This window comes from Bartonella sp. AA1HLJMS (genome assembly GCF_042197445.1).
Lineage (GTDB): Bacteria > Pseudomonadota > Alphaproteobacteria > Rhizobiales > Rhizobiaceae > Bartonella.
The window spans coordinates 17,529-41,629 of sequence record NZ_JBHIRW010000006.1 but is presented as its reverse complement, the minus strand read 5'-3'; the positions used below and the strand labels follow the sequence as shown (position 1 = coordinate 41,629).

Here is a 24,101-nt window from a genome sequence, read left to right as displayed (position 1 = left end):
ATTCATCACGAGAAATTTTTCGCATAAGTATCAAGAACAGTTATCAACTTATCTTTCAGCTCATCTGTTATTTGCTTTTGCTCAGCAATTGCCTTTAAGAGATCTTGATAATCACTACGCAACAGCACTAAAAGTCCCTGCTCAAACCGCGCAACATCAGAAACCGCCAAAGCATCAAGATAGCCATTCACACCCGCAAAAATAACCACCACCTGTTCTTCTGTTTTGAGTGGAGAAAATTGCGGCTGCTTCAACAGCTCTGTCAAACGCGCACCCCGATTTAACAGACGCTGGGTTGACGCATCCAAATCAGAGCCAAACTGCGCAAAAGCTGCCATTTCACGATATTGCGCCAATTCACCTTTAATCGAGCCAGCAACTTGCTTCATTGCCTTAATTTGTGCAGCAGAACCAACACGTGATACAGAAAGACCAACATTTACAGCAGGACGAATTCCTTGATAAAACAAATTAGTCTCTAGAAAAATTTGCCCATCAGTAATCGAAATCACATTTGTAGGAATATAGGCAGAAACATCATTTGCTTGCGTTTCAATAACTGGCAAAGCTGTCAACGACCCAGATCCATTTTCCGCATTCAACTTCGCAGCCCGCTCTAAAAGACGCGAGTGCAGATAGAAAACATCTCCCGGATAAGCTTCACGACCTGGAGGACGACGCAATAAAAGAGACATTTGACGATACGCCACCGCCTGTTTTGACAAGTCATCATAACCAATCAAAGCATGTTGCCCATTATCACGGAAATACTCACCCATAGCACACCCAGCAAGAGGTGCAATAAATTGCAGTGGTGCTGGATCAGAAGCAGTCGCTGCAACAATAATAGAATATTCCAGCGCTCCACGTTCTTCTAAAACTTTAACGAACTGTGCCACCGTCGAACGTTTTTGACCGATAGCCACATAAATACAATAAACTTTATCTTGCTCTCGTCCAGCCCCTTTTTCATGAAAAGGTTTTTGGTTTAAAAATGTATCGAGCAAAATTGCTGTTTTTCCTGTTTGGCGATCACCAATCACCAATTCACGCTGCCCCCGTCCAATAGGGATGAGTGCGTCAATCGCTTTCAATCCAGTCGACATCGGTTCATGGACAGACTGACGCGGAATAATTCCAGGAGCCTTAACATCGACACGACGACGCTCTGTTGCTTTAATGGGCCCCTTACCATCGATAGGGTTTCCCAACGCATCAACCACACGCCCAAGCAAAGCGGGACCCACAGGAACATCGACGATAGCACCTAACCGCTTTACACAATCACCTTCACGAATATCACGATCTGAGCCAAAAATGACCACACCAACATTATCAACTTCCAAATTGAGTGCCATACCACGCACACCGTTTGGAAAGGCGACCATTTCCCCTGCTTGGACATTATCCAAACCATAAACGCGAGCAATACCATCCCCTACAGAGAGAACCCAACCAATTTCTGAAACCTCAGCCTTTTGGTCAAAGTTTTTGATTTGCTCTTTTAGAATTTTTGAAATTTCAGATGGTCTAATATCCATCAGCTGACCTCTTTTTTCAATGCAAGCTTAAGTGAAGACAATTTTGTGAGAAGAGACGTATCAATTTGAGACGACCCCACACGAACGATTAATCCACCAAGAATTGTTGGATCCACAATGATGTGCAGCAAGACTTTTCCTCCAACAACACCTTCCAAAGCCTCACACAACTCTTGTCTTTGTTGAGAACTTAAGGGGCGCGCAGAAACAATTTGCGCAGTAACCTGCCTACGAGCGCGTGCAACACAATGCTGGAAAGCACGTAAAATACCAAATACGGCACTAAGCCTACGGTTTGTTGCAATAACGCGTAAAAAATTACCAATGACCTGCCCTGCGTTTTTATCAGCAAATTTGATGTTTGCACAAACAGATTGCATCACCTTAATTTGCTCTTTAACTGAAAAGAATGGACTAAGCACAAAGCGTTTTAAATCCTTATGCTCCAAAACAAGTAAAAGATCCTCTACTGCCTTTTCAACCTTTTCAACGTTTCCGGCTTCTTGAACGCAATCAAAAAGCGCTTGCGCATAGCGTTGATCTACCAACGGCAGCGGTATGAGAGAAAATGAATCCGACACGAAATACCGCCTCTTTCCCTTGAGCGACTCTCTGATAGTTATCAGATGAAATGAAACAGACATTCTCAATCTTAAGAATCTTTTTCTTAAAACCTAGAACAAAAATCACTTGGTTTCTAGCATAGACATAGCCGACTCGCAACACCACAAATCGCTGCTTTTTAAAAATTTTAATAAAATATTCAAAATATTTTTGAAAAGCATTTTTTTTAGATATACAGGATGGCATCACAGTTTTTTTATGCCTCTTTTTGACATTCTCTGAGCGATTTTTTCACTCTCTTTGATTTTTCTTCAAATGCCCTTGCCACCAAACGCTCTTGTCACCATAAAAAAACACTCCCTTTATCACCACAAGACCTTTAATGAGATGCAGCTGCGATTGAAAAAGTCTATTATTTCAAACTGATAAGAAAGAAAAAACAATGAATATCCTCCTAAAAATTAAAGAAAACATTGCTCTTTTTTCTTCAAATACCCACTCCTTTTAAAAAATTTCACCAAGTAATATTTTCTTGTAAGCACACTCTTTAAATATACAAAACATTGATTTATAATGATAATATATCATTTTTCATACCGGATAAGCTTCAAATATCGACAAATTCTCTCTTTTCAAATTTTTTTATCAAAATCACGCCCTTCATTAAGCCCGCGTAGCTTCACTTTATATGGCACTATATTGCACTGATTTTAGAAGAAACATAGATCAATATCAATTTGAACGCGAATAGAATTGGGTATTTTGGGTGTACAACTAAGCATTTTCAGCCCTTATAATCCGCCTATCAAAAGAATACTGTCCCTCATACAAAAAAGAAGTAAAAGCCGAAATGATAGTGCCCTCGAAGAAGAGAGGCCCTTCTGCTGGTTCTATAACAAAGATATTTTTTCCCGTGGCTCCACTTAATGCAATGGACATGTATCATATTTTGCTGCCTAGATGCTTATTCTGAATAATATAAGAGTTCAAGTAAAGCACCTTAAGCAAAGAGACCTTCACTTTATGCGATACTGGTTTTAGAAAAAACTTTGCGGATCAATATCAATTTGAACCCGAACGGAACTGGGCATTTTGGGTGTACCGCTAAGCATTGCACGTATAAACCCTTGTATATCAAAAGAACGCTGTCCTTGCAGCAAAAGCCGAAAACGATAACGCCCCCGAACCAAAGCCAAAGGCGCTTCTGCTGGTCCCATAACCGAGATATTTTTTTCCCGTGGCGCTGCCTGACGCAATGCGCGCGCATAATATTCTGCTGCTTGGCGCTGTTGTGCAGACACAATCAAAGAGGCAAGCCGCCCATAGGGGGGCAAATGATAATGCTGACGCGCTGCAATCTCACGTGTGTAAAAATCTTCTGGCTGGCATGCAAGTAAGGCTTTGATGACCGGATGATCTGGTTGATAAGTTTGCAATAATCCTAAACTTTTCAATCCCACACGCCCTGCTCTTCCGGTAACTTGAGAAAGCAGCTGATAGGTACGTTCACTTGCGCGTAAATCGCCATTGGCAAGACCAAGATCAGCATCAATAACACCAACCAGAGAGAGCTTGGGAAAATGATGTCCTTTAGCGACCAACTGTGTTCCAATAATAATGTCCACATCGCCATTGGCAATGGCTTGTAATTCGCTTCGCAACTTCCCAATCCCTCCTTTGAGATCTGTTGAAAGGATCAATGATCGCGCTTGAGGAAAAAGCATTTGTGTTTCTTCGGCAATTCTTTCCACACCTGGTCCGCAAGCCACAAGATGATCTAAGGTTCCGCATTCAGGACAGGCTTCAGGAAGTGGTTCATGATATCCACAATGATGACATTTCAGTTGCCCTTGCGCACGATGTTCTACCAACCAACTTGAACAATCGGTACAATGAAAACGATGTCCGCAAATTCGGCATAAAGTCAAAGGTGCATAACCACGACGATTAAGAAAAAGAAGAGCTTGTTCGCCCTTATCAAGCGTTTGTTTTAAAGCCCTTTCAAGAGCAAAGGAAATAAAGCGCCCCTTTTGCACCCCCCCTTGGCGCATATCAACCACCCGCAACTGTGGAAGTGCAGCTTCTTTAAAACGGGAAGGTAAATGCACCTTTTGATAACGCCCTTTTAAAACATTGGCTTGGCTTTCAATCGACGGTGTGGCTGAAGATAAAATAACAGGAAAATGCTCAAAAGAGCCCCGTGCAACAGCCATATCACGCGCATGATAAAAAATGCGCTCTTCTTGTTTATAAGCGCTATCGTGCTCTTCATCGACAACAATCAAGCCAAGCTCATGAAAGGGAAGAAAAAGTGCTGAACGAGCCCCCGCAACGACACGCACCCGCCCTTCTGCAACTTGCCGCCAGACGCGTTCTCTACGACGTGGCGTCAAATCAGAATGCCATTCTGCTGCCACAGCGCCAAAACGTGCATAAAAACGATCTAAAAACTGCTGTGTTAAAGCAATTTCCGGCAATAAAATTAAAACCTGCTTGCCCCCTTTGAAAGCTTGAGCGACCGCTTCAAAATAAACTTCTGTCTTTCCTGATCCCGTAACACCATCAAGCAAAAAAACTTGAAACTGAGAAGATAAAACACCTTCCCGCAATAATGTTGCTGCTTCACTTTGCGCTCCCTGCAACTGAGGGGGACAAAAATCAGGATCAGGCATTGCCACAAGATCAGGAGCAGGAACCTTAACATCTTCAAAAATTCCTAGCGCTTTTAAACCTTCAACAACAGAAACCGAAGTTCCAGCCGCATGTGCCAGACCAGAACCTGTCCATATCTTCTCATTACGCACCAATTCCAAAACCCGTGACCGCGCTGGTGTGAGACGTTCTACATTTCCACCACAATATCGCAAACCCAGCATCTGCGCTTCCGGCTCTAAAGCAGCCGGTACCGACAAAACCAATCGTGCTACAAGACCAAAAGGTGCCATTGTATAGCGACTAACAAAACGCAAAAATGTGATCATTTCTGCCTTTAATGGGGGACAATCAAAAACATGAAGAAGAAAGCGTAATTTTTCACGCGCCACAGGAGCAGACTTTTGCCCATCGGCTGTCTGCTCTCCAACATCCACAACAAAACCGCAAAGCTCACGCCCCATCAACGGAACCCGAACAAAGGAACCAACGTTCACCTCCATAGAAGATGGAACTTTATAACTATAAGCGTGAGCAACAGGAAGAGGAACCAATACGGATACAATCTTTTCCTCTATCATGTTTGAATTCATCTTTTAAACCAATCTACGACCTATTGAGCACCAACAGGCCTAAACCTTAATCTTTAAACACTCTTATAAAATTCATTGCAGGATTCAATCCCCCCGATTACAACACTTTTCTAACAAAAATTCTTTTTAATACTCATTTCATCACCAAAGTGCCAGTAAAAGAACCAATCTCATCGTCTATAACAAAAAACTCTATAGCAAAAAAACCAGCGCCATTCTTTTGTGTAAATAAAGCGCATCACTATTAAGCATTCAACATGCTATCGGTTAAGTGCATCCTTCAACAAAGCGATCCCATAGTGTGACCTCTTCCCAACACACACGTTTATTTTTTTACCGCCTCATATCTCAATTTATCTTCAACAAACTGATTTATAAAGATATAATCATCATTTTACCTATTGTAATAAAACCCTCAATACGATGAATTTTTCTCATTTCAACCCCATCGAGGAACATTTGTAAATCCTTATTGATGTAAAGAGTATCCCATGATTTTAATTATAGGGAGAATAATATTGCAAATGGAGCCGTTACAATATTCACCTTGGCTTTGTGCCAAAACGTGAAAACACGTGTATACATCTTTCAGCTTGATTGAGAATCAAGCAACAATACAAGCAGCACAAAAGCGTATTGTTGAAGAATGGAGAACACAGAATAAATCAATGTAATTGACCATAAAAAACCCTTCATGCGTAAAATTTTACAGGCGTTCTTCAACAGTGTTTTACGACAAAATAAATCCATCCGCTTTCATCAAAAACAAAGTTAAACATACCCCCTAAAAAAGGAAGGTATCTTATGATGCACTCTCAAATATCAAGAGCAATCGCAAATAGGAAATGAGCAAAGTGTTTGATAATGCTAGCTTATTTCCATAAATATAAAAACACCGCTACGCAAAGATGCCAATACGCAAAAATGTTGGTACGCAATGAATTCTATGCCTTATCACGAGCAACACTATGAAATAGGTGTGGAAACGATAAATCATATTTCTTTACCGAAAACGGGTACATGATTAACACCATAGCATTCTTGTTCTTTACACAGATATTAATTCTTTCTCTTGCTTTTGCAGTCAACAATAGCGCATAACAAAAAATAGGATAAAGCTAAAAAGAAGAGGTTAGAGATGAAATTTTTTGTGGATAGCGCCAATATTGAAGAAATTCAAGAGTTACAGAATTTAAGCCTTGTTGATGGTGTCACAACCAATCCCTCTCTTATCCTAAAATCAGGACGCAATATTCTTGATGTTACAAAAGAAATTTGTGCTCTCGTTAGCGGACCTGTTTCTGCTGAAGTTGCAGCAACAGAATTTGAAAACATGATGAAAGAAGCAGCTGTTTTAGCAAAGGTTGCCGACAATATTTGTATCAAGCTTCCTTTAACACTCGATGGATTAAAAGCCTGTAAAGCCCTCACAGCAGCAGGACTAAAAACAAATCTCACACTTTGTTTTTCTGCCAATCAAGCCTTATTAGCCGCCAAAGCAGGCGCAACATTCGTTTCACCTTTTATTGGTAGACTTGATGATTGTGGAAATGATGGAAGTGAACTGCTTCATGAAATTCGCACAATTTATGATAACTATAACTTTGAAACACAAATCTTGGCCGCTTCAATCCGCACCGTTAATCATGTCAAAGAAGCAGCACTCAGTGGTGCTGACATTGCAACAGTTCCACCAGCAATCTTAAAAGCACTGGTCAAACACCCTCTCACCGACAAAGGGTTGCAAATATTCCTCGACGACTGGAAAAAAACAGGACAAAATATTGCTTAATATCTAGAATTTTTATTGGAAAGATCTTTTGAAAGTAACAAAAAGATCTGTTCAGCCAACTCTTCCGCAACACGTTTTTTTGCATCTTCTTCTGCTTGCAGCGTTGCATATTCTTGACGAAGTCGCTCAAAAGATGCATTCATCATTGCTGTTCCTTTTGCAACAAGAGTATTTTTCATATCCTGCAAAGTGTAAGAAGCTCTGCTCATAACAGTTCCAACAGAAGGTCGTCCCTTTCTCTTTTTCTCGAAATCAACCTCTATCTGCATCGATTCTCTGGTAAAGACGGATATCTGCAATGCCAATTGATAAGCAGGTAGAGAAGGTTTAGCACCATTTCCATACAAAAGAAATAGAAGATGATTGCGCACCATTTGTCCAAAACGATCCGAAGGTTCTTCCACAACAATAGAAGCAAGCTTTTGCGCTAATCCCAAAGAAGCTTGTCCAGAAGCAGGATTCCCATAAGAAGCAGAATCCATTGTCATTGCACTCTGCAACTCTTGACGGTAAAGCGGTTCAACTTTGCATCCACACAACAGTGTGAATACACCAGCTAAAATGACAAGAATAGAACTTCTAAAAAACGACATTCACAATCCTTTGTGGAACAACAATGATTTTTTTCACAGGCTTTTCAATCAGCTGCGCCTTTACAAAATCTAACGCCAAAACCGCTTCTTTAATCATCACCTCATCAGCAGTTGCTGCAACGCTCACCTCACCACGTTTTTTACCATTAATTTGTACTGGCAAAGTATAGCATTCCGCAACGGTTAACGTGGGATCATAAATAGGCCAAGCAAGCGCAGATATTAAATTTTTTCCCCCTAAAGCAGCATGACATTCTTCTGCTAAATGGGGCATCATGGGTGCAATCATAGCAAGAAAAAAATCCATAGCTTGACGTAAAGAAGCTTTCATTTCATCGTCAACACTTTCTATCCTATTTAACAACGGCGCCATAATATTCAAGAATTCATAAAGGCGTGCAATAGCCCGATTAAAAGCGAATTTTTCCAAATCATCTTCTACAGCGCAAAGCGTGCGATGTGCGACCTTTGAGAGTTCCAAAGCCGCTCCCTGATGCCCTGCACAAGGCGCCACATCCTTTAAAATAGAAGCACTCACAGCCACATGGCGCCAAACACGCTGTACAAAGCGATGTGCACCTTCAACACCAGATTCTGTCCAAATGACATCCCGCTCGGGAGGAGAATCTGACAACACAAACCAACGCACAGTATCAGCGCCATAAGATGCAATAATATCATCAGGATCAACGACATTCTTTTTTGATTTTGACATTTTCTCAATCAAACCAATCGTCACTTCACTTTGATCGGTTAATTTATAAGCACACCGCTTTCCATCTTTTTCAACAATCGAAATTTCTGCTGGAGAAACCCACCCTTTACCATCTCGATAGGTTTCATGCACCACCATACCTTGGGTAAAAAGCCCCTTAAAAGGCTCATCTACCGTCACATGACCGACCAATTTCATAGCACGCATAAAAAAGCGTGCATAAAGAAGATGCAAAATGGCATGCTCAATTCCACCAATATATTGTTGCACAGGCAACCATTCAGCTGTTGATTGTTTGTCAACAGGTCCCTGCGCAAAAGGAGCCGTAAAGCGTGCATAATACCAAGAAGAGTCAACAAATGTATCCATGGTATCGGTTTCGCGTTTGGCAGGTTGACCACAGGAAGGACAAGTAACATTCTGCCATGTTTCATGTCGTGCAAGAGGATTTCCTGGTTGATCAAAAGTAACATCATCAGGCAACACAACCGGTAAATTAGCACGTGGAACAGGAACAACCCCACAAGTTGTACAATGGATCATCGGAATGGGGCACCCCCAATAACGTTGACGCGAAATCCCCCAATCACGCAAACGAAATTGCACTGTTTTCTTCCCTTGCGGTTGCCCATTGAGCATTTGTTTTTCAAGCTTTTTAGCAGCTTCTTCAAAAGCTTGTCGGGGTGTCAAACCATCCAAAAAACTAGAATTGATCATCACCCCATCACCCGTATAAGGTGTTTCAGTAATAACAAAATCTTCTGCTTGCTCTCCTTTTGGCAAAACCACGGGTTTTATTGGAAGATCATATTTACGCGCAAAATCGAAATCTCTCTGATCATGAGCTGGACAACCAAAAACAACCCCTGTTCCATAATCCATAAGCACAAAATTCGCGATATAAACGGGAATATGTACTGTTGAATCGAAAGGATGAACAGCCAAAAGGGGCGTGAGAAACCCTTGTTTTTCAGCTGTTTCAAGTGCTGCCGTTGTCGTTCCACCACACCGACAATTTTCAATAAAAGCACTCAACGCTTTGTCTTTTTTTGCCAAAGCTTGTGCAATAGGATGATCAACAGACAGAGCCAAAAAGGAAGCGCCAAACAGTGTATCAGGACGCGTTGAATAACAAACAACCTCATCAAATTTCTCACAAACATCATCAGCATCACCCGCCGACTTTAAAGCCCAACGAATCAGCAAACCTTGTGATTTTCCAATCCAATTTTTTTGCATGGTGCGAACTTTTTCCGGCCATTGGTTCAGCTCTTCAAGCCCTGCCAAGAGATCTTCACTAAAGTCGCTAATTTTGAAAAACCACTGCGTCAACTCACGTTGTTCCACCAACGCACCAGAACGCCATCCCCGCCCATCAACAACCTGTTCATTGGCCAAAACAGTATGATCAACAGGATCCCAATTCACCTTAGCCACTTTACGTGCTACCAACCCCTTTTGATAGAAATCAAGGAACAACATTTGTTGGCGGTGGTAATATTCCACATCACAAGTCGCAAATTCCCGAGTCCAATCTATCGAGAGCCCTAATTGCTTTAATTGCCCACGCATCACCGCAATATTTTGATAAGTCCAAGTTTTAGGGTGCACTTTATTTTGCATAGCAGCATTTTCAGCCGGCATCCCAAAAGCGTCCCACCCCATGGGATGAAGGACATTAAACCCCTTGGCGCGTTTATAGCGTGCAACCACATCCCCCATGGCATAATTGCGCACATGCCCCATGTGAATGCGCCCAGAAGGGTAAGGAAACATCTCTAAAACATAATATTTTTCACGAGCATCTTCTTGGACAGTCTGAAAAATTTTCTTTTCATCCCAAATTTCTTGCCATTTTTTTTCTCTCGCACGTGGATTATAGCGTTCGCCTATCTTATAATGCTCAATCGTCATTCCCATTATACTCTTTTAATAAAACTGAACCAAAAAACTTGTTTTATTATGCTTGACCATGGATTAACCTCATCGTCAACATTTTCGTGAAATATTTCCCTAAGTATTTTATAAAACTTTAAAAAAAAACGACCAACTCTTGAACAAAAAAGGTAAAGCACAAAAACATGAATACACAAACGCCCCTCGATGCCCCTTCCATTGAAGCATGGCAAAACCTTCAAAAAGACATTGCTGAAACATGTCAAGAGTTACAACGCCCTGTAGAAGAAATTGAACTTATCGCTGTTTCAAAAACTGTTTCTGCTATTGATATACGACCCCTTTTGCAAGCAGGCCAATCTTTGTTTGCAGAAAACCGCGTACAAGAAGCAGCACAAAAATGGCTCGGGTTACGTCAACAATTTGAAAATATTAAACTCCATCTCATCGGTCCCCTACAATCGAATAAAGCCGCTGAAGCTGTCAAACTTTTTGATGTCATCCAAACGGTTGATCGTGAAAAAATAGCCAAAGTTTTGATGGAAGAAATGCAAAAGCAAAAAAGGCATCTTCCCTGCTATGTTCAAGTCAATATTGGCTTAGAACCGCAAAAAAGTGGTATCGCACCACAAGAAGTGATCCCTTTTGTTTCTCAATGCAAAAACAATTATGGACTTGATATCATCGGACTTATGGGCATTCCCCCTGTCGACGAAAACCCCGGCCCCTATTTCGCGCTCTTAGCAAAATTAGCAAAACAAGCAGGTCTTCCAAAGCTTTCCATGGGTATGTCCAGTGACTTCAAAACCGCTCTACAGTTTGGCTCTAATGTCCTTCGCATTGGCTCCGCTTTATTTGGAAAACGCCCTGTGTAAAGCAATTTCCCCTCATATAAATTCCCATTGAAAATTCTACGAACAAGCCAAAAACAGCAGAAATGAGAAAAAATATTTCCTTCAATATCAATAAAAGAGCAATTCTAGCAAAAAAGATTTCAGTCCTTCTTTCATCCTGTTAGCAAAATAAGCAAAAAAGCTGGTCTTCTCAAATTTCTCACCGGCACATCCACAACACATACAATAGCTTCAAGATAGCATTGCAATTTTGCTCTCATATTATCGCACATTGCTTCTACTTTACTCCCCTCTGACCGCCTCTCCAGCAAAAGCAACATAAAAAATAAATCCTTATATAAAAGCAAAATGATAAGAGGGGCGTTGAGCATGAATGAAAAAACTGTCGCAAAATCACTAATAGCAAAAGAATATTGAATACGATTATCGCAATGATTTTCATTGAAAATCACGCATTCTCTTAACTTCTCCAACATGCGTAAACAATTTCCCCGCATGCCAATGGCGTAAAGCAGGCAAAAGAGGCTTATGGCTGCATAATACAATAACAAAACTCTTTCATGTAAGTCACTTGAGCAAAATAAACATCTCAAATACCCAATAGAGCACCAAGAGCGGCGCTAAACAACATGCTAGCAATCTATAAGATCAACGATAGCATAGAGGCTTTCCATGCTCTACAAAGCATAACATACGGTCAATATTCGCCTGAAAAATAAAAGAACGAATCCCATGCATATGCGCATAATACATGTAGGCAAAACAATGGCAATGAGATCGATCCCAATAACGATATTTCTTTATCATTATTTCTTTATCTTTCTCGTAAACAAAGAGAAAAACTTCAACTTTTCATATGCGCAATTTTTCTGATTTTAAACTTTAATTAAGAAAAACCATGGGGTATTTCTTATATTTTAAAATATTGTAAATAATATTATTATCTTTTTAAGAAAAATATTAATATATACATAACATATATATGATTTATATAGTATTTTTATTTCCATTTTTAAAATTTATCTTTGACAATGATCTAAAATACGTAATAACCATTTGAAATGTATCATTGTGATACTACTTTTAATGTGGATAATTAAGGAGAATTAATATTTTTGGTTCATTCAACACATTCGGTCATATGGCGACAAAGATATCTCTGAAATTAAATAATTTTGTAAGTATATTTGTAAGAATATACCAAAATTAAATATCTACATCTGTGCATAAAATAATTTTCAGAGATATCTATTGTGGATCACATCTTATAATCAGGATTTTTTTATAATGAATATTTGTTATGAAATCGTAAGAATGTTTTGTATTCTCATTGTCTTTATCCCTATATATGCTATTGGTTTTTAAAAGTGGTAGTTACAGTTGGAAAGTAACTATAAAATAAACTTTATATACAGTAATTCTTTTCATTATTTTTGATATTTTGGTTTAATTAATTATTAATAAACTTATTCTTTTTTTAATAAGGGAATACAAAATAAAAAACATTTAAAGCGATAATCAATAAAGCACCTTCATCTCCCTTTTTATATGATATTTTTTAGTGCCTTTGTGCGTTTATAAAAAGCTCTATACCGCAATAGTCTTTGCCATATTTGAATATCCTAAAAGCATAAAATACCTTTTTAAGAAAAACGTATCAGATTTTAAAAATTGACTATTCTAATCTTTGTCATTTAGTCTAACCTCACAATGAAAAACTTTTGGGAAAACTCTGCCACAAATATAACCATACAAAAATACAGAGGCAGATTTTTCCAAACAATAAAAAGAGGGAAACATGACTGAAAAAATTTATCCAATATCAGAAGAGATCAAAAAAAATACTTTACTCGATGAGGAAACTTATCAACAATGGTATCGAGAAAGCATCAATGATCCAGAAAGCTTCTGGGCCAAACATGGTCAACGCATTGAATGGTTTAAACCTTTTACAAAAGTAAAAAACACTTCTTTTAACGGAGATGTCTCCATTCAATGGTACGAAGATGGGATAACAAATGTTACCTATAATTGCATTGATCGCCACCTGAAAACCCATGGAGACAAAATCGCGCTCATTTGGGAAGGAGATAATCCTTATCATGATAAAAAAATAACCTATAACGAGCTTTATGAACATGTTTGTCGTTTTGCTAATCTTTTGAAAAGTCGTGGCATTAAGAAAGGCGATAAAGTAACCATTTATCTTCCTATGATTCCCGAAGCAGCCTATGCCATGCTTGCTTGTGCTCGCATTGGAGCTATTCATTCGGTTATTTTTGCTGGCTTTTCTGCTGAAGCAATAGCAGGACGCCTTGTCGATTGTGAATCAACCTTTATGATTACCGCTGATCACGGCTTGCGTGGCGGCAAACGGATCAACTTAAAAGACAACGTTGACCATGCCATTGAGATAGCCGCGCGCCAAAACGTGCAGGTGGACCAAGTCATGGTTATACGGCGGACTTGTGGACCCATTCAATGGGTAGAGGGGCGTGATTTTTGGTACCACGAAGAGATAGCTCATGCCAAAACAGCTTGTCCAGCAGAACCCATGAATGCTGAAGATCCGCTTTTTATTCTTTATACTTCAGGCTCCACCGGCAAACCTAAAGGTGTTTTGCATACCACAGCAGGCTATCTTGTTTTTGCCTCGATGACTCACCAATATGTTTTTGATTACCACCCCGATGAAGTTTACTGGTGTACGGCTGATATTGGTTGGATAACCGGCCATTCTTACTTGGTTTATGGACCTTTATGTAATGGTGCGACCACTTTAATGTTTGAAGGCACACCAACCTTTCCTGACAAAGGCAGATTCTGGGAAATTGTCGACAAGCATCAAGTCAATACACTCTACACCGCACCAACAGCTATCCGCGCCTTAATGGGAGCAGGAAATTCGTTTGTTGAACACTCAGACAGGACGTCGTTGCGTCTTTTAGGCACGGTAGGCGAACCGATTAACCCAGAAGCATGGGAATGGTTTTATCATATAATTGGAAATGACCGTTGTCCGATTCTCGATACATGGTGGCAAACGGAAACAGGAGGGCATATGATCACACCCTTGCCCGGTGCAACCCCCCTCAAAGCAGGATCGGCCACACGTCCTTTCTTTGGTGTTCAACCCCAAATTGTTGATGCCCAAGGCAATGTTTTAGAAGGTGAAGCAGAAGGCACTCTTTGTATCAGTGATTCATGGCCCGGACAAATGCGCACACTTTATAAGGATCATGAACGCTTTATTCAAACTTATTTTTCCTCCTATAAAGGAAAATATTTTTCAGGCGATAGCTGTAGGCGCGATAGCGACGGTTATTATTGGATCACAGGACGAGTTGATGACATTCTCAATGTCTCGGGGCACAGGTTAGGAACTGCTGAAATTGAATCAGCCCTTGTTTCTCATCCCGCTGTATCAGAAGCAGCTATTGTGGGTTACCCGCATCCCATTAAAGGACAAGGAATTTATAGTTTTGTGACCCTCATGGAAGGAACAGCGCCAAGTGAAGAATTGCAAAAAGACCTTATCAAGCATGTGAGACAAGAAATAGGTTCTATTGCCATATTGGATAAAATTCAGTTTGCTCCACAGCTTCCCAAAACGCGATCAGGGAAAATTATGAGACGTATTTTACGAAAAATCGCTGAAAACGATTTTGATACTCTCGGAGATATTTCAACCCTTGCCGAACCACAAGTTGTTGAAGATCTAATTGCCAACCGACAAAACTAAAAAACACGACGCAATACAACATACGGTGGTTTTTGTTTTTTTTGCTAAAATTATCTCAGCATTATTACGAAAACCACCGAGGAGAATAAAAAATAAAACAATTCACGAGAAGCTCAATCATTCTAACAACAAACGCTTTTTTTCATAACAGGTAAGAAATAATTTAAGCAAAAACCTCAGGATTGGGATGCGAACAAGAATAAGAAAGTAAGATAAAAAGAGCAACATAGCTTTTTAAAATCACCTAATGTCCACTCAATGCAAAAAAAGCCTCTGAGTAAGAAGGAAAAATAGTTCTGATGTTTATGCTAGAATCCCTTTGAAATTCCTGCTAAAATCATAAATAAGGCTAAAAAAAGAAAGTATAAGTGATAATATTAAAGTATAAGTGATAATATTCTTGAGCAAAAATATTTATCTATAACGAGGGTGTATAAAAAATATTGAAAACCATGAAATCTAAAATAAACAAGCTTACAACAAAAATCTAAAGCAATGAAAGTAAGAGTTTTTAGAATAAATGATGCAATATAAAATCAGGAGTAATAATAAAAAGTGATTCATTTTGAAAATGTCGGCCTACGCTATGGAATGGGCCCTGAGGTCCTTCGTGATATTAGCTTTCATATTCCTCCTGGATCATTTCAATTTCTCACAGGTGCCTCTGGAGCAGGGAAAACGTCGCTGATGCGTCTTATGTTTTTGGCACTCAAACCCACCCGCGGTCATATTGATCTCTTTGGAACAGACACAGCATTGCTCAAACGACAAGAGCTCCCTGCGCTGCGACAACGTATCGGGGTGGTTTTTCAAGATTTTCGTTTACTCGACCACATGACCACTTATGAAAATGTCTCCTTACCTTTACGCATTAAAGGACAAGAAGAAGCAACCTATCGCAGTGAAGTGGAAGATCTTCTCTGTTGGGTAGGTCTTGGAGATCATATTCATGTTTTACCACCGGTTCTTTCCGGTGGGGAAAAACAAAGGGTAGCCATTGCACGCGCACTCATTGATCAACCTGAAATTCTACTTGCCGATGAACCCACCGGAAATGTCGATCCGCCCTTGGCAAAACGCCTACTGCGTTTGTTTATTGAATTAAATCGTTTTGGAACAGCTGTTATCATTGCTACCCATGATATTGCCTTAATGGAACAAGTTGCAGCACGACGTATGCTTCTCCATAACGGACGGATGACGATTCATGAATAAGTCTTTCCCCATTTTTACAAGCAATAAAAAAAATACAACAGCGATTATTCCCAGTGGTAATATTTCTGGAAAAGCATTAGTTGCCGTGATTGCTATTATGACATTTCTTTCAAGCCTCACCTTAATCGGTGTTGATTTGGTCCAACGTGCCGCCCAAAATTGGAGTAATCAGATTAGCTATGAAGCAACAATACAAATACGCCCCATTGACAATGTTGATATCAACAAAGCACTCCGTGATGCCGTACAATTGGTTAAAACATTTTCTGGTGTACAAGATGCAAAAATTGTTGACCAAAAAGCTACAGAAAAGTTACTGGAGCCATGGCTTGGAACAGGCTTCAATGTCAATGAACTACCCCTTCCCCGCCTCATCATTGTGACCCTGAATGGGGATGAAAAAATCAATTTTTCAGCCATTAATCACGCCATTAAAACCCAAATTCCAGGAGGTCAATTTGATGATCACCGTGTTTGGGTTCATCGTTTTGCGACCATGGCACACACCACTGTTTTCATTGGTTTTTCAATTTTAGCATTGGTTTTAGGCTCTCTTATCCTCACCATCATTTTTGCCACCCGCAATGCATTGGCAGAAAATGCACATATTATCAATGTCTTATATTTCCTTGGTACTGAAACTCTTTTCATTGCGCGCCAATTTGACTGGCATTTTTTTAAAACTGCGCTGCGTGGTGCTTTATATGGTGGTCTTACAAGCATATTTCTGTTTTCAGCCTTTTGCTTCTGGACGAATTATAACTTGGGAAGAGTAGAAGCTAGCCAAGTAACAGCTTTGTTTGGACATCTTTCCATAAGTTCCATCCCCTACGGAAAAATCACTCTGCTTATTATTTTCGTTTCTTTTCTCACCACCCTTACCAACCGCATGACTATTTTAGCGCAACTGAAAAAAATCGATCAATGTGAAAACGGTTTATTTTAATTTTATGACTCACAACAGCCCCAACTCATTGATGCAAAAAAATTTAGAACGTCCTCTTCCAAAACGGCCCCACTATAATAGTTGGTCTCCCTGCTTTTTATTTCGCTATTTTCCACCGACAACCCTTACTCTTTCAATCATTGTTTTCATTTTCTGGAGCGGTTTTATCATTTTTTCTGAAAAAACTGAACGACTTTCTCCCCCAACACCTCTCCCCAAAGCGGATGCCATTATCGTGCTTACAGGTGGAGAAAACCGAATAGAGACAGGACTTAATCTCTTACAAAGGGGGTTTGGTTCACGTCTCCTCATCAGTGGCGTAAACACCACAACCAATCTGAAAAGTCTCATGCACAACATGCATATTACCCCACGGCTTATCTCCTGTTGTATTGACATTGGGCATCAAGCGATTAACACCAGAGGAAACGCCGAAGAAAGCGCCGCTTGGATCAAAAAACACCACTATAGAACCCTTTATATCGTCACCCATGATTACCATGTGTGGCGCTCAATGCGAGAACTTAAATATTTAATGCCTGATATCCATTTCATTGCCTATCCTGTTAAAAAGAACAATGCTGAAAGCGCAATACAACAGATCAATCAAATCCGCATTCTTATATTCCAATATATTAAAACGCTCCAAGTCTATATCAGAACCGCATTCTAATCTTTATCCTTCTGACTTTTTAAAAACCTTGCCACCCACGAACCGCTTCATACCCTTCCACACGAGTTGCCTCTATAAAAGCTCGACAGAGCTTACCCTCATACAACGCAGAACATCCCAATGCACGTGTCACTGTATTTGCACGTTCACCCAAAACATCTCTTACATCCCAAACATATCTCACAGCGCGGATCTGTACATACCATCCCAATATATAAGCTCTTGTAAATAGAGCCCCCAGACAGCCATAAGATTTCCAGACTTGTCATAAAAATCTATTTATACCACTGTCTTACCCTTCATAAAAAATGCAAACCGCCTCACCCTATATTTTGCCACCCCCCAAGTATTACGATAGCTCTTAAACCTCTTGGGATGATTGGTAAGAGGCATGCATTACCCCTTTCTTAAACACGAACATACCAACCTTGTATGACATGCAAAAAAATAATTTTAATAGATTTAAAATAAGAAAATTTATAATAGTTAGATTTCTCATTCAACAGAGAGAAGGTTAAACTATCATTATAAATCAATACATTAGAAACAATCTCTTCATTATACAAAGCGTCTTCATAAGAGCATTTTAGATCACAGATAGGAATAAGCTCAAAACGCACACCGCGACAAATACCCTACGTTTTTTATCGCAATCTTTTTTGAAATCATTTCGCTCTCTAAGATCACCTTTTGTCTGGTTTCATCCCCAAAAAGAACGAAAATTTTTAAACTCTATTGATCTGTAAACAATAATAACTCAGCTTCTTGTCTAACGCGTTCCACCTGCTCACTTCAATATCAGAACACCTCAAAAGACAGATTTCATGAGAATTTTCATTTCCTCTCAACATCTCAAAAGGCGACGATTCTTATTAGCAACGATTTGTAAACAATCCACTTTCTCTAGACAGGTTCCACTCAGCTTCCCCATTTATATGGTTTACTCACATAAAGCTAGACAAGAAAACCCTGCCTGAGAATATTCATCACTACCGCTAAAGCTCATGCGTCATAATTTTAGCGACCTCACTGCCTAAGGTGCTTTATCACATACAATATATTGATTTATAATGAAAATTTATTACGCTACAACTTGAATGAGAGCTCTCAATATCATCAGATTCTCTCATTTCAAATCTGCTCTCTATTGAATCAATCAAAACCATTTTCTTGCACATCACATAGGACTTGCACATCACAAAGGAAGAGAGCCTGCGCAGCGTAAAACTGTACAAGAAAGACATGCCTCTTATGGACTTGTCTCAAGTGCCAAGGGCTGTCGCAATACCCACGAGCTGACAAGGTGTGTGATAGTGCCAGTTTGTTACGACACAGCGCTATTTTACCGCACAATGGATAATTTAACCTTTTCAGTTTCTCTCACTTCCAATTTTGGCAGGTTGCGCACAATTTTCATTGTTTCCAAGCTTACAGTAATAACCCGCTGAAACAATTCCAATGGATAAGCTGGATTACCCACCGTTTCAACAGCATAGCGATTGGCATCATTCACAATCCCACTCGCTTTATCCGTTTTGACAACCTGCCGCTCCATAACCCATTCAAGAGCAGGCCTGCCATTGATCACATACTCATAAGCTTCAAGAGGAATATTCTGCATCGTGATATTCGCATTATAAACCACGGTGGTTTTGTCAATAGCACCACGCTTACCAGCAAATTTCATTGCTTCAACACGATAAAAACCCTTCTCATCAGAAATCACCCAAGTTCTTGGATCACCCTGTTTATAGGTAACGGGATAGGGTTCAACCTCTTCATAATTCATATGCAAATCACCAAGCTTGCGCCCCGCTGTAACAAAAGCCCAAAAATCCTCTACCTTTTTAACTGTTGGAATACGCGGCAATTGTTTAGACAGATTATGCGCATAACGAGCACGATAATCTTCAGAATGCAAAATCCCATAAACATAATAAAACAAATCATCCTTTGTTATCATTTCACCAGGATAAGCTGCCTTAAAATAAGCCAACCCTTCGTCCGTAAGAGCATCACGCCGCTCTAAACCAGTTTCTTTGCTTTCCTCTGCAAAATTTGCAAACAAATGAACCTGATCCCCCTCCTTATTTTTCAAGGACACAGCATCTTCATAAACATACCGTGGAAAACATTGACCAGTATCCATTGCATGAAGATTAGATAAATTCTTAGTCATCAGAACAGAAAAGCCACTGCTTGCTCCAATTCCCGTAACTTGTATCACCTTATTTTCAGCCGCTTGTTCCAGAGGAAAAATACGTGGCATTTGTAAAACTCTATGGTTAAAAACACGATTGTAATAGAGCCACTGTTGTGTAAAAGGACGATAAAGGCTCTGGGTAATATACGTATCTTTAAATTTAAAAGCTTTCCCCCTTATTAATTCTTCTTTAAGGCTACTACTCCAACTAATCTTTCTAGAATCTGTATTGACAAAATCGTTCACAGCATTTGCACGTGCTTTGCGATCAGAATGTAGATACGCAGCATTAAAACGCTCTACTTCACTGTTATAAAAAGCAATCATATTGCTCATATTCTTTGCTAAAGCTTCACGACTTGAGTTATATGTCCAAGCATCACGACTAGTTTGTATACCGCCAGAAAAATTTTCAAAGAGCCTTTTATCACTGCCTTTCTTGTCACCTAAGGCTAGAAATTTTTCAAAATCATTATTGCGCTGATTCAGCCAATCGCCATGCTCATCAGGTGTAATCATCTGCCAGCTGTGTTCACGTGTGATACCACTAATACTCCCCAACCTCTGAAGTTCACGGAGCTTTTCTTTTGCTGTGAGATAATCTCCAATATCACGAAAATATATTTTCCCATGCTGTTGTGCATCCGGATTTTTAACCAAAATGGAAATCGCAATAGGTGCGCGAGACCCAGAACCAAAAATCTTTCCCCCCTCCTTTCGAGAGAGCTCTCCAGAAGTTCGTTGATTCCCCCGCAAATGGAAAATATAAAGGCTGCTAAATTCCTCGATTAAACATTTTCGTAAACCATCCGTAGAGTAACTACTGATAAAACCTGCATTTGTCACAAAACCAATAACACCACAGTCTTTTATACGGTCACTTGCCCAACGAATGGCACGAATATAACTGTCATAAAGTCCATTAACATTGCTTGCTTTAGATTGAGCGGCATAGGTTTCACGAATGCGACGATCCAATTTAGGATAGCCAATATTCTGCGCATTGTCGTTTTCACTTTTTTGTCCAGAAGAATAAGGGGGGTTGCCAACAATAACACGAATATCCAGTTCCTTCTGGTGCGCCAGACGTGTACTGTTATCCACCAGCAAATCACTGATCAGGTCTTTTTCTTGCTCATAAAGCTGGAATGTATCGGTCAAACAAATTCCCTCAAACGGAACATAATCGCCCCCCATCAGACCATGATAGGTCGTCTCAATATTAATGGCTGCAATATAATAGGCTAAAAGCACAATTTCATTGGCATGAATTTCACGACAAAATTTGTGTTTCACTTCTTCTGGCTTTATCAGACCCGATTGTAAAAGCCGCGTGATAAAAGTACCCGTTCCAGTAAAAGGATCCATGATGTGCACACCCGGTGAGCCAAGCGTTTGCCCAAATTCTTGCTCTAAGACATCATTGACAGAGTGCAAAATAAAATCCACAACCTCGACGGGGGTATAAACAATGCCTAGTTTTTCTACAGTGCGTGGAAAAGCATAACGAAAAAACTTATCATAAAGCTCTACAATCAACCTCTGTTTTGCTTTTGGATCCGTAATGCCACTGGCTCGTAATTTTACACTTGCGTAAAATTTTTCCAGATCTTTGGATTCCTTATCAAGATTTGCCTCATCAAGCACATCAAGCATACGCTGCATAGCACGCGAGACAGGATTCTCACGTGTGAACTGATAGCCTTCAAACAACACCTGAAAGACAGGACGCGTGATAATATGCTGTGCCAACATCTCAATCGCATCAGCTTCTGTAACAGCATCATTTAAGTCATCACGCAGTTCTGCCACAAACCTGTCAAAGGCTTGACGCGCCTCAGTATTTGGCTCTGCCAGAATGCCTGTTAAGCGCGTGATATGATTCTTAGCAATTTCAGCAATATTGCTCGCCCAATCCTCCCAATAATCACGTGTCCCACATTTCTTAACGATCTTTGCCAAAATCGCACGAGAAAGTTCATCTACGCAGAAAGAAAACTCCTCGTTTACCTGCTCTGTAAGAAAGCAATCATGCTCCAGACTTCCAATTCCCGCTCGTGCAGGCTGTGAGCGAACCGGAAGATTGTCTACAACAGCCGTAACAGCCTGTAACTCAGTGCTCTGCGTGACACCAATAATCTCAATTACATTGCTGATATCTTGCCCGAGGGATGCCTTATTAATCGTCGCATCAAAACGATCATCATGCGCACGCAAAGCATTTAAAATTTGCCAGATAACCCGATATTTATCATTGTTGTTCAAAGCCTGTTCCACTGGAGTATCAGGAGGAATACCAATTGGCAAAATGACATATCCCATCTTTTTACCTTCAGAGCGACGCATCACCCGCCCAACCGCTTGCACAACATCAATCTGGCTTTTGCGTGGATTTAAAAACATGATCGCATCAAGAGCCGGAACATCCACCCCCTCAGACAAACACCGAGCATTGGTCAAAATACGACAAACATCCTCACCACTATCAGCTTTCAACCAGTCAAGTAATGCACCACGATCCTTCGCATTAAAAGTGCCATCAACATGCTCAATTTCACACTTCAGAAAATGCTCATTTTCTGTATCCTCTTTCGTATAATCAAGATATTCTCTAACAACCGTAGAAAACTCATCACGCACAAGTTCAGAACTTTTAATAGTTTTACAAAACGCTAAAGCACGATGCATAGGATATAAATCCGCACCAACATCAGCCTTCATATTTTGTTTTGTCAAAGCCTTATAACAGCCAATAATCTTTGTTGCATCATCAAGAATAAGCTCAGTATCGCTATCACTAAGGCGCTTCTGAACAGCGGAACTGACCAATTTTTCGTCCATTGCTAAGACAATAACCTTATAATCTGTTAAAAGATCATTTTGTACTGCCCATGAAAAACCCCGATAAAAAAGTGTTTTACCAAAAAGCTTTTCATCATCCATCGAAGCAAGAACGGCATTAACTTCATTCGCGCGACTTTTTGCGTTATCACCAAAAATGCGTGGTGTCGCTGTCATATAAAGGCGTTTCTTGGCGCAAATAACATCATTAGAATGCACCTTAACAAAATTGGATTCATCCTCGCCCACCAGCGTTGCCCCTGTTGTACGGTGCGCTTCATCACAAATGATAAGATCAAATGTTGGCAAACCATAGTTTTTCTGAGCATCAGCAATCACCTGAATAGATTGATAGGTTGCAAACACCACGGTCATCTTATCTGCAACACTCTTCGCCACCTGTTCTGCAAGTTTAGCAGCATCGGTTGTCGCCGGAAAAGCAAGATCAAACACATCAATTTCAGCAACATCATCACTATTTTTACGACGCTTTCCTACTTGTGTATCGGAACAAACAGCAAAAGATCTCAATCCGATTCCTGCATCCGTTGTCCATTCACGAACCGTCTGTGACATCAGTGCCAAGGAAGGAACAAGAAACAAAACAAACTTGCCTTCACCCGCCAAATCCTCAGCAATTTTAAGACTGGTAAATGTCTTACCAGTACCACAAGCCATAATAAGCTTCCCCCGATCTGCTTGAGCAAGCCCAGCACGCACATCACGCAATGCTTCCAATTGATGTGGACGCAACTTCTTTTTATCCTCCAAAACAACTTTGCCCTGGGCTGCAAAAGTTTCCCAACGGATCGGACTTTGTTGTATATCGGAAAGATTAATCCGTATAACAGGAATATCCTGCCCCCGTATCATTGTTTCAGCGTTATCACTCCAAGTACTTTCAGTACTATCTATAATAACACGCCGCTTGAATGGAGCTTTCCCTGATGCCGAAATAAAACTATCAATATCTGCTTTTCTAATCCGATAAGCTGCATCATAAAATTTACATTGGATTGCTGCAAATCCCTCTTCATCACGAAGCTTTGCCACAAGATCAATACCGGTATCCCGACCATCCCAAGCATTTTCACGAGCCCAATCTTTAAAGGTTTGAACCTTCTCATAACACCCAGACTGAAGAGGATCATGTATCAGATAAGCAAGAGCAAAACGCTCAAAATATGTACCTTTATCTCGTTCGGTACGCGCTTCATCACGATATGTCTGTAAAAGCGATTGCAGCGTCATGCTTCTCCCCAATGAAAAATACCTTCAACT

At 40.1% G+C, this 24,101-nt stretch carries 14 protein-coding genes; 6 read left to right on the top strand and 8 right to left on the bottom strand.

Annotated features, from left to right (window positions below):
• Positions 1–5 precede the first annotated feature (5 nt).
• The 3 genes from atpA to ACFIQE_RS03220 form a co-directional block, all read right to left on the bottom strand.
• Positions 6–1,541 carry a F0F1 ATP synthase subunit alpha gene (atpA, locus tag ACFIQE_RS03230; protein ID WP_273790513.1) on the bottom strand — a complete coding sequence of 512 codons (1,536 nt, stop codon included), beginning with the start codon at positions 1,539–1,541 and terminating at the stop codon, positions 6–8.
• Positions 1,541–2,122, bottom strand: coding sequence for an ATP synthase F1 subunit delta (atpH, locus tag ACFIQE_RS03225; RefSeq protein WP_375621019.1), 582 nt, complete (start codon positions 2,120–2,122; stop codon positions 1,541–1,543). The genes atpA and atpH overlap by 1 nt, the downstream gene beginning before the upstream one ends.
• A gap of 1,020 nt (positions 2,123–3,142) precedes the next feature.
• On the bottom strand, positions 3,143–5,338 hold the full coding sequence (locus tag ACFIQE_RS03220) for a primosomal protein N' (RefSeq protein WP_375621020.1): 2,196 nt from the start codon (positions 5,336–5,338) through the stop codon (positions 3,143–3,145).
• A gap of 1,150 nt (positions 5,339–6,488) precedes the next feature.
• Here ACFIQE_RS03220 and fsa point away from each other — a divergent pair.
• Positions 6,489–7,142 carry a fructose-6-phosphate aldolase gene (fsa, locus tag ACFIQE_RS03215; protein ID WP_375621021.1) on the top strand — a complete coding sequence of 218 codons (654 nt, stop codon included), beginning with the start codon at positions 6,489–6,491 and terminating at the stop codon, positions 7,140–7,142.
• Here the strand turns inward: fsa and lptE are convergent.
• Together lptE and leuS are read right to left on the bottom strand one after the other, a co-directional pair.
• The gene (gene lptE, locus ACFIQE_RS03210; RefSeq protein WP_375621022.1) at positions 7,139–7,735 is read right to left on the bottom strand and encodes an LPS assembly lipoprotein LptE; all 597 of its coding nucleotides are present in this window, start codon (positions 7,733–7,735) and stop codon (positions 7,139–7,141) included. The two genes, fsa and lptE, sit on opposite strands and share 4 nt — an antisense overlap.
• The gene (gene leuS, locus ACFIQE_RS03205; RefSeq protein WP_375707268.1) at positions 7,722–10,364 is read right to left on the bottom strand and encodes a leucine--tRNA ligase; all 2,643 of its coding nucleotides are present in this window, start codon (positions 10,362–10,364) and stop codon (positions 7,722–7,724) included. The genes lptE and leuS overlap by 14 nt, the downstream gene beginning before the upstream one ends.
• Before the next feature lie 167 nt (positions 10,365–10,531).
• On the opposite strand from leuS, the gene ACFIQE_RS03200 reads away from it, so the two are divergent.
• Entirely contained in the window at positions 10,532–11,221 is a 690-nt protein-coding gene (locus ACFIQE_RS03200) for a YggS family pyridoxal phosphate-dependent enzyme (RefSeq protein ID WP_375621023.1), read from the top strand.
• 131 nt (positions 11,222–11,352) lie between these two features.
• On the opposite strand, the gene ACFIQE_RS03195 is transcribed toward ACFIQE_RS03200, so the two are convergent.
• Positions 11,353–11,676: a hypothetical protein gene (locus ACFIQE_RS03195; RefSeq protein ID WP_375621024.1), complete on the bottom strand. Its 324-nt coding sequence runs from the start codon at positions 11,674–11,676 to the stop codon at positions 11,353–11,355.
• A 1,322-nt stretch (positions 11,677–12,998) separates the two neighbouring features.
• On the opposite strand from ACFIQE_RS03195, the gene acs reads away from it, so the two are divergent.
• The 4 genes from acs to ACFIQE_RS03175 all read left to right on the top strand — a co-directional run bounded on the left by acs (position 12,999) and on the right by ACFIQE_RS03175 (position 17,776).
• The gene (gene acs, locus ACFIQE_RS03190; RefSeq protein WP_375621025.1) at positions 12,999–14,942 is read left to right on the top strand and encodes an acetate--CoA ligase; all 1,944 of its coding nucleotides are present in this window, start codon (positions 12,999–13,001) and stop codon (positions 14,940–14,942) included.
• A 555-nt stretch (positions 14,943–15,497) separates the two neighbouring features.
• A complete protein-coding gene (gene ftsE / locus ACFIQE_RS03185) occupies positions 15,498–16,157 on the top strand; it encodes a cell division ATP-binding protein FtsE (RefSeq protein WP_273723097.1) in 660 nt (219 codons plus the stop codon).
• Positions 16,150–17,103, top strand: coding sequence for a cell division protein FtsX (locus tag ACFIQE_RS03180; RefSeq protein ID WP_375621026.1), 954 nt, complete (start codon positions 16,150–16,152; stop codon positions 17,101–17,103). Before ftsE ends, ACFIQE_RS03180 begins: the two co-directional genes overlap by 8 nt.
• A gap of 4 nt (positions 17,104–17,107) precedes the next feature.
• Positions 17,108–17,776, top strand: coding sequence for a YdcF family protein (locus ACFIQE_RS03175; RefSeq protein WP_375621027.1), 669 nt, complete (start codon positions 17,108–17,110; stop codon positions 17,774–17,776).
• Between the two features lie 19 nt (positions 17,777–17,795).
• Here the strand turns inward: ACFIQE_RS03175 and ACFIQE_RS03170 are convergent, their stop codons facing one another.
• Together ACFIQE_RS03170 and ACFIQE_RS03165 are read right to left on the bottom strand one after the other, a co-directional pair.
• Positions 17,796–17,930, bottom strand: coding sequence for a hypothetical protein (locus ACFIQE_RS03170; protein WP_375611713.1), 135 nt, complete (start codon positions 17,928–17,930; stop codon positions 17,796–17,798).
• A 1,188-nt stretch (positions 17,931–19,118) separates the two neighbouring features.
• On the bottom strand, positions 19,119–24,071 hold the full coding sequence (locus tag ACFIQE_RS03165; protein WP_375707263.1) for a DEAD/DEAH box helicase: 4,953 nt from the start codon (positions 24,069–24,071) through the stop codon (positions 19,119–19,121).
• Positions 24,072–24,101: the final 30 nt, after the last annotated feature.

What these genes read in the sequence shown, in the direction of transcription:
- ACFIQE_RS03200 (WP_375621023.1), top strand. Translation starts at nt 10,532, where the DNA reads ATGAATACACAAACGCCCCTCGATGCCCCTTCCATTGAAGCATGGCAA.
- lptE (WP_375621022.1), bottom strand. Translation starts at nt 7,735, where the DNA reads ATGTCGTTTTTTAGAAGTTCTATTCTTGTCATTTTAGCTGGTGTATTC.
- ACFIQE_RS03165 (WP_375707263.1), bottom strand. Translation starts at nt 24,071, where the DNA reads ATGACGCTGCAATCGCTTTTACAGACATATCGTGATGAAGCGCGTACC.
- ACFIQE_RS03180 (WP_375621026.1), top strand. Translation starts at nt 16,150, where the DNA reads ATGAATAAGTCTTTCCCCATTTTTACAAGCAATAAAAAAAATACAACA.
- fsa (WP_375621021.1), top strand. Translation starts at nt 6,489, where the DNA reads ATGAAATTTTTTGTGGATAGCGCCAATATTGAAGAAATTCAAGAGTTA.
- leuS (WP_375707268.1), bottom strand. Translation starts at nt 10,364, where the DNA reads ATGACGATTGAGCATTATAAGATAGGCGAACGCTATAATCCACGTGCG.
- ACFIQE_RS03220 (WP_375621020.1), bottom strand. Translation starts at nt 5,338, where the DNA reads ATGATAGAGGAAAAGATTGTATCCGTATTGGTTCCTCTTCCTGTTGCT.
- acs (WP_375621025.1), top strand. Translation starts at nt 12,999, where the DNA reads ATGACTGAAAAAATTTATCCAATATCAGAAGAGATCAAAAAAAATACT.
- ACFIQE_RS03195 (WP_375621024.1), bottom strand. Translation starts at nt 11,676, where the DNA reads ATGTTGGAGAAGTTAAGAGAATGCGTGATTTTCAATGAAAATCATTGC.
- atpA (WP_273790513.1), bottom strand. Translation starts at nt 1,541, where the DNA reads ATGGATATTAGACCATCTGAAATTTCAAAAATTCTAAAAGAGCAAATC.
- ACFIQE_RS03175 (WP_375621027.1), top strand. Translation starts at nt 17,108, where the DNA reads ATGACTCACAACAGCCCCAACTCATTGATGCAAAAAAATTTAGAACGT.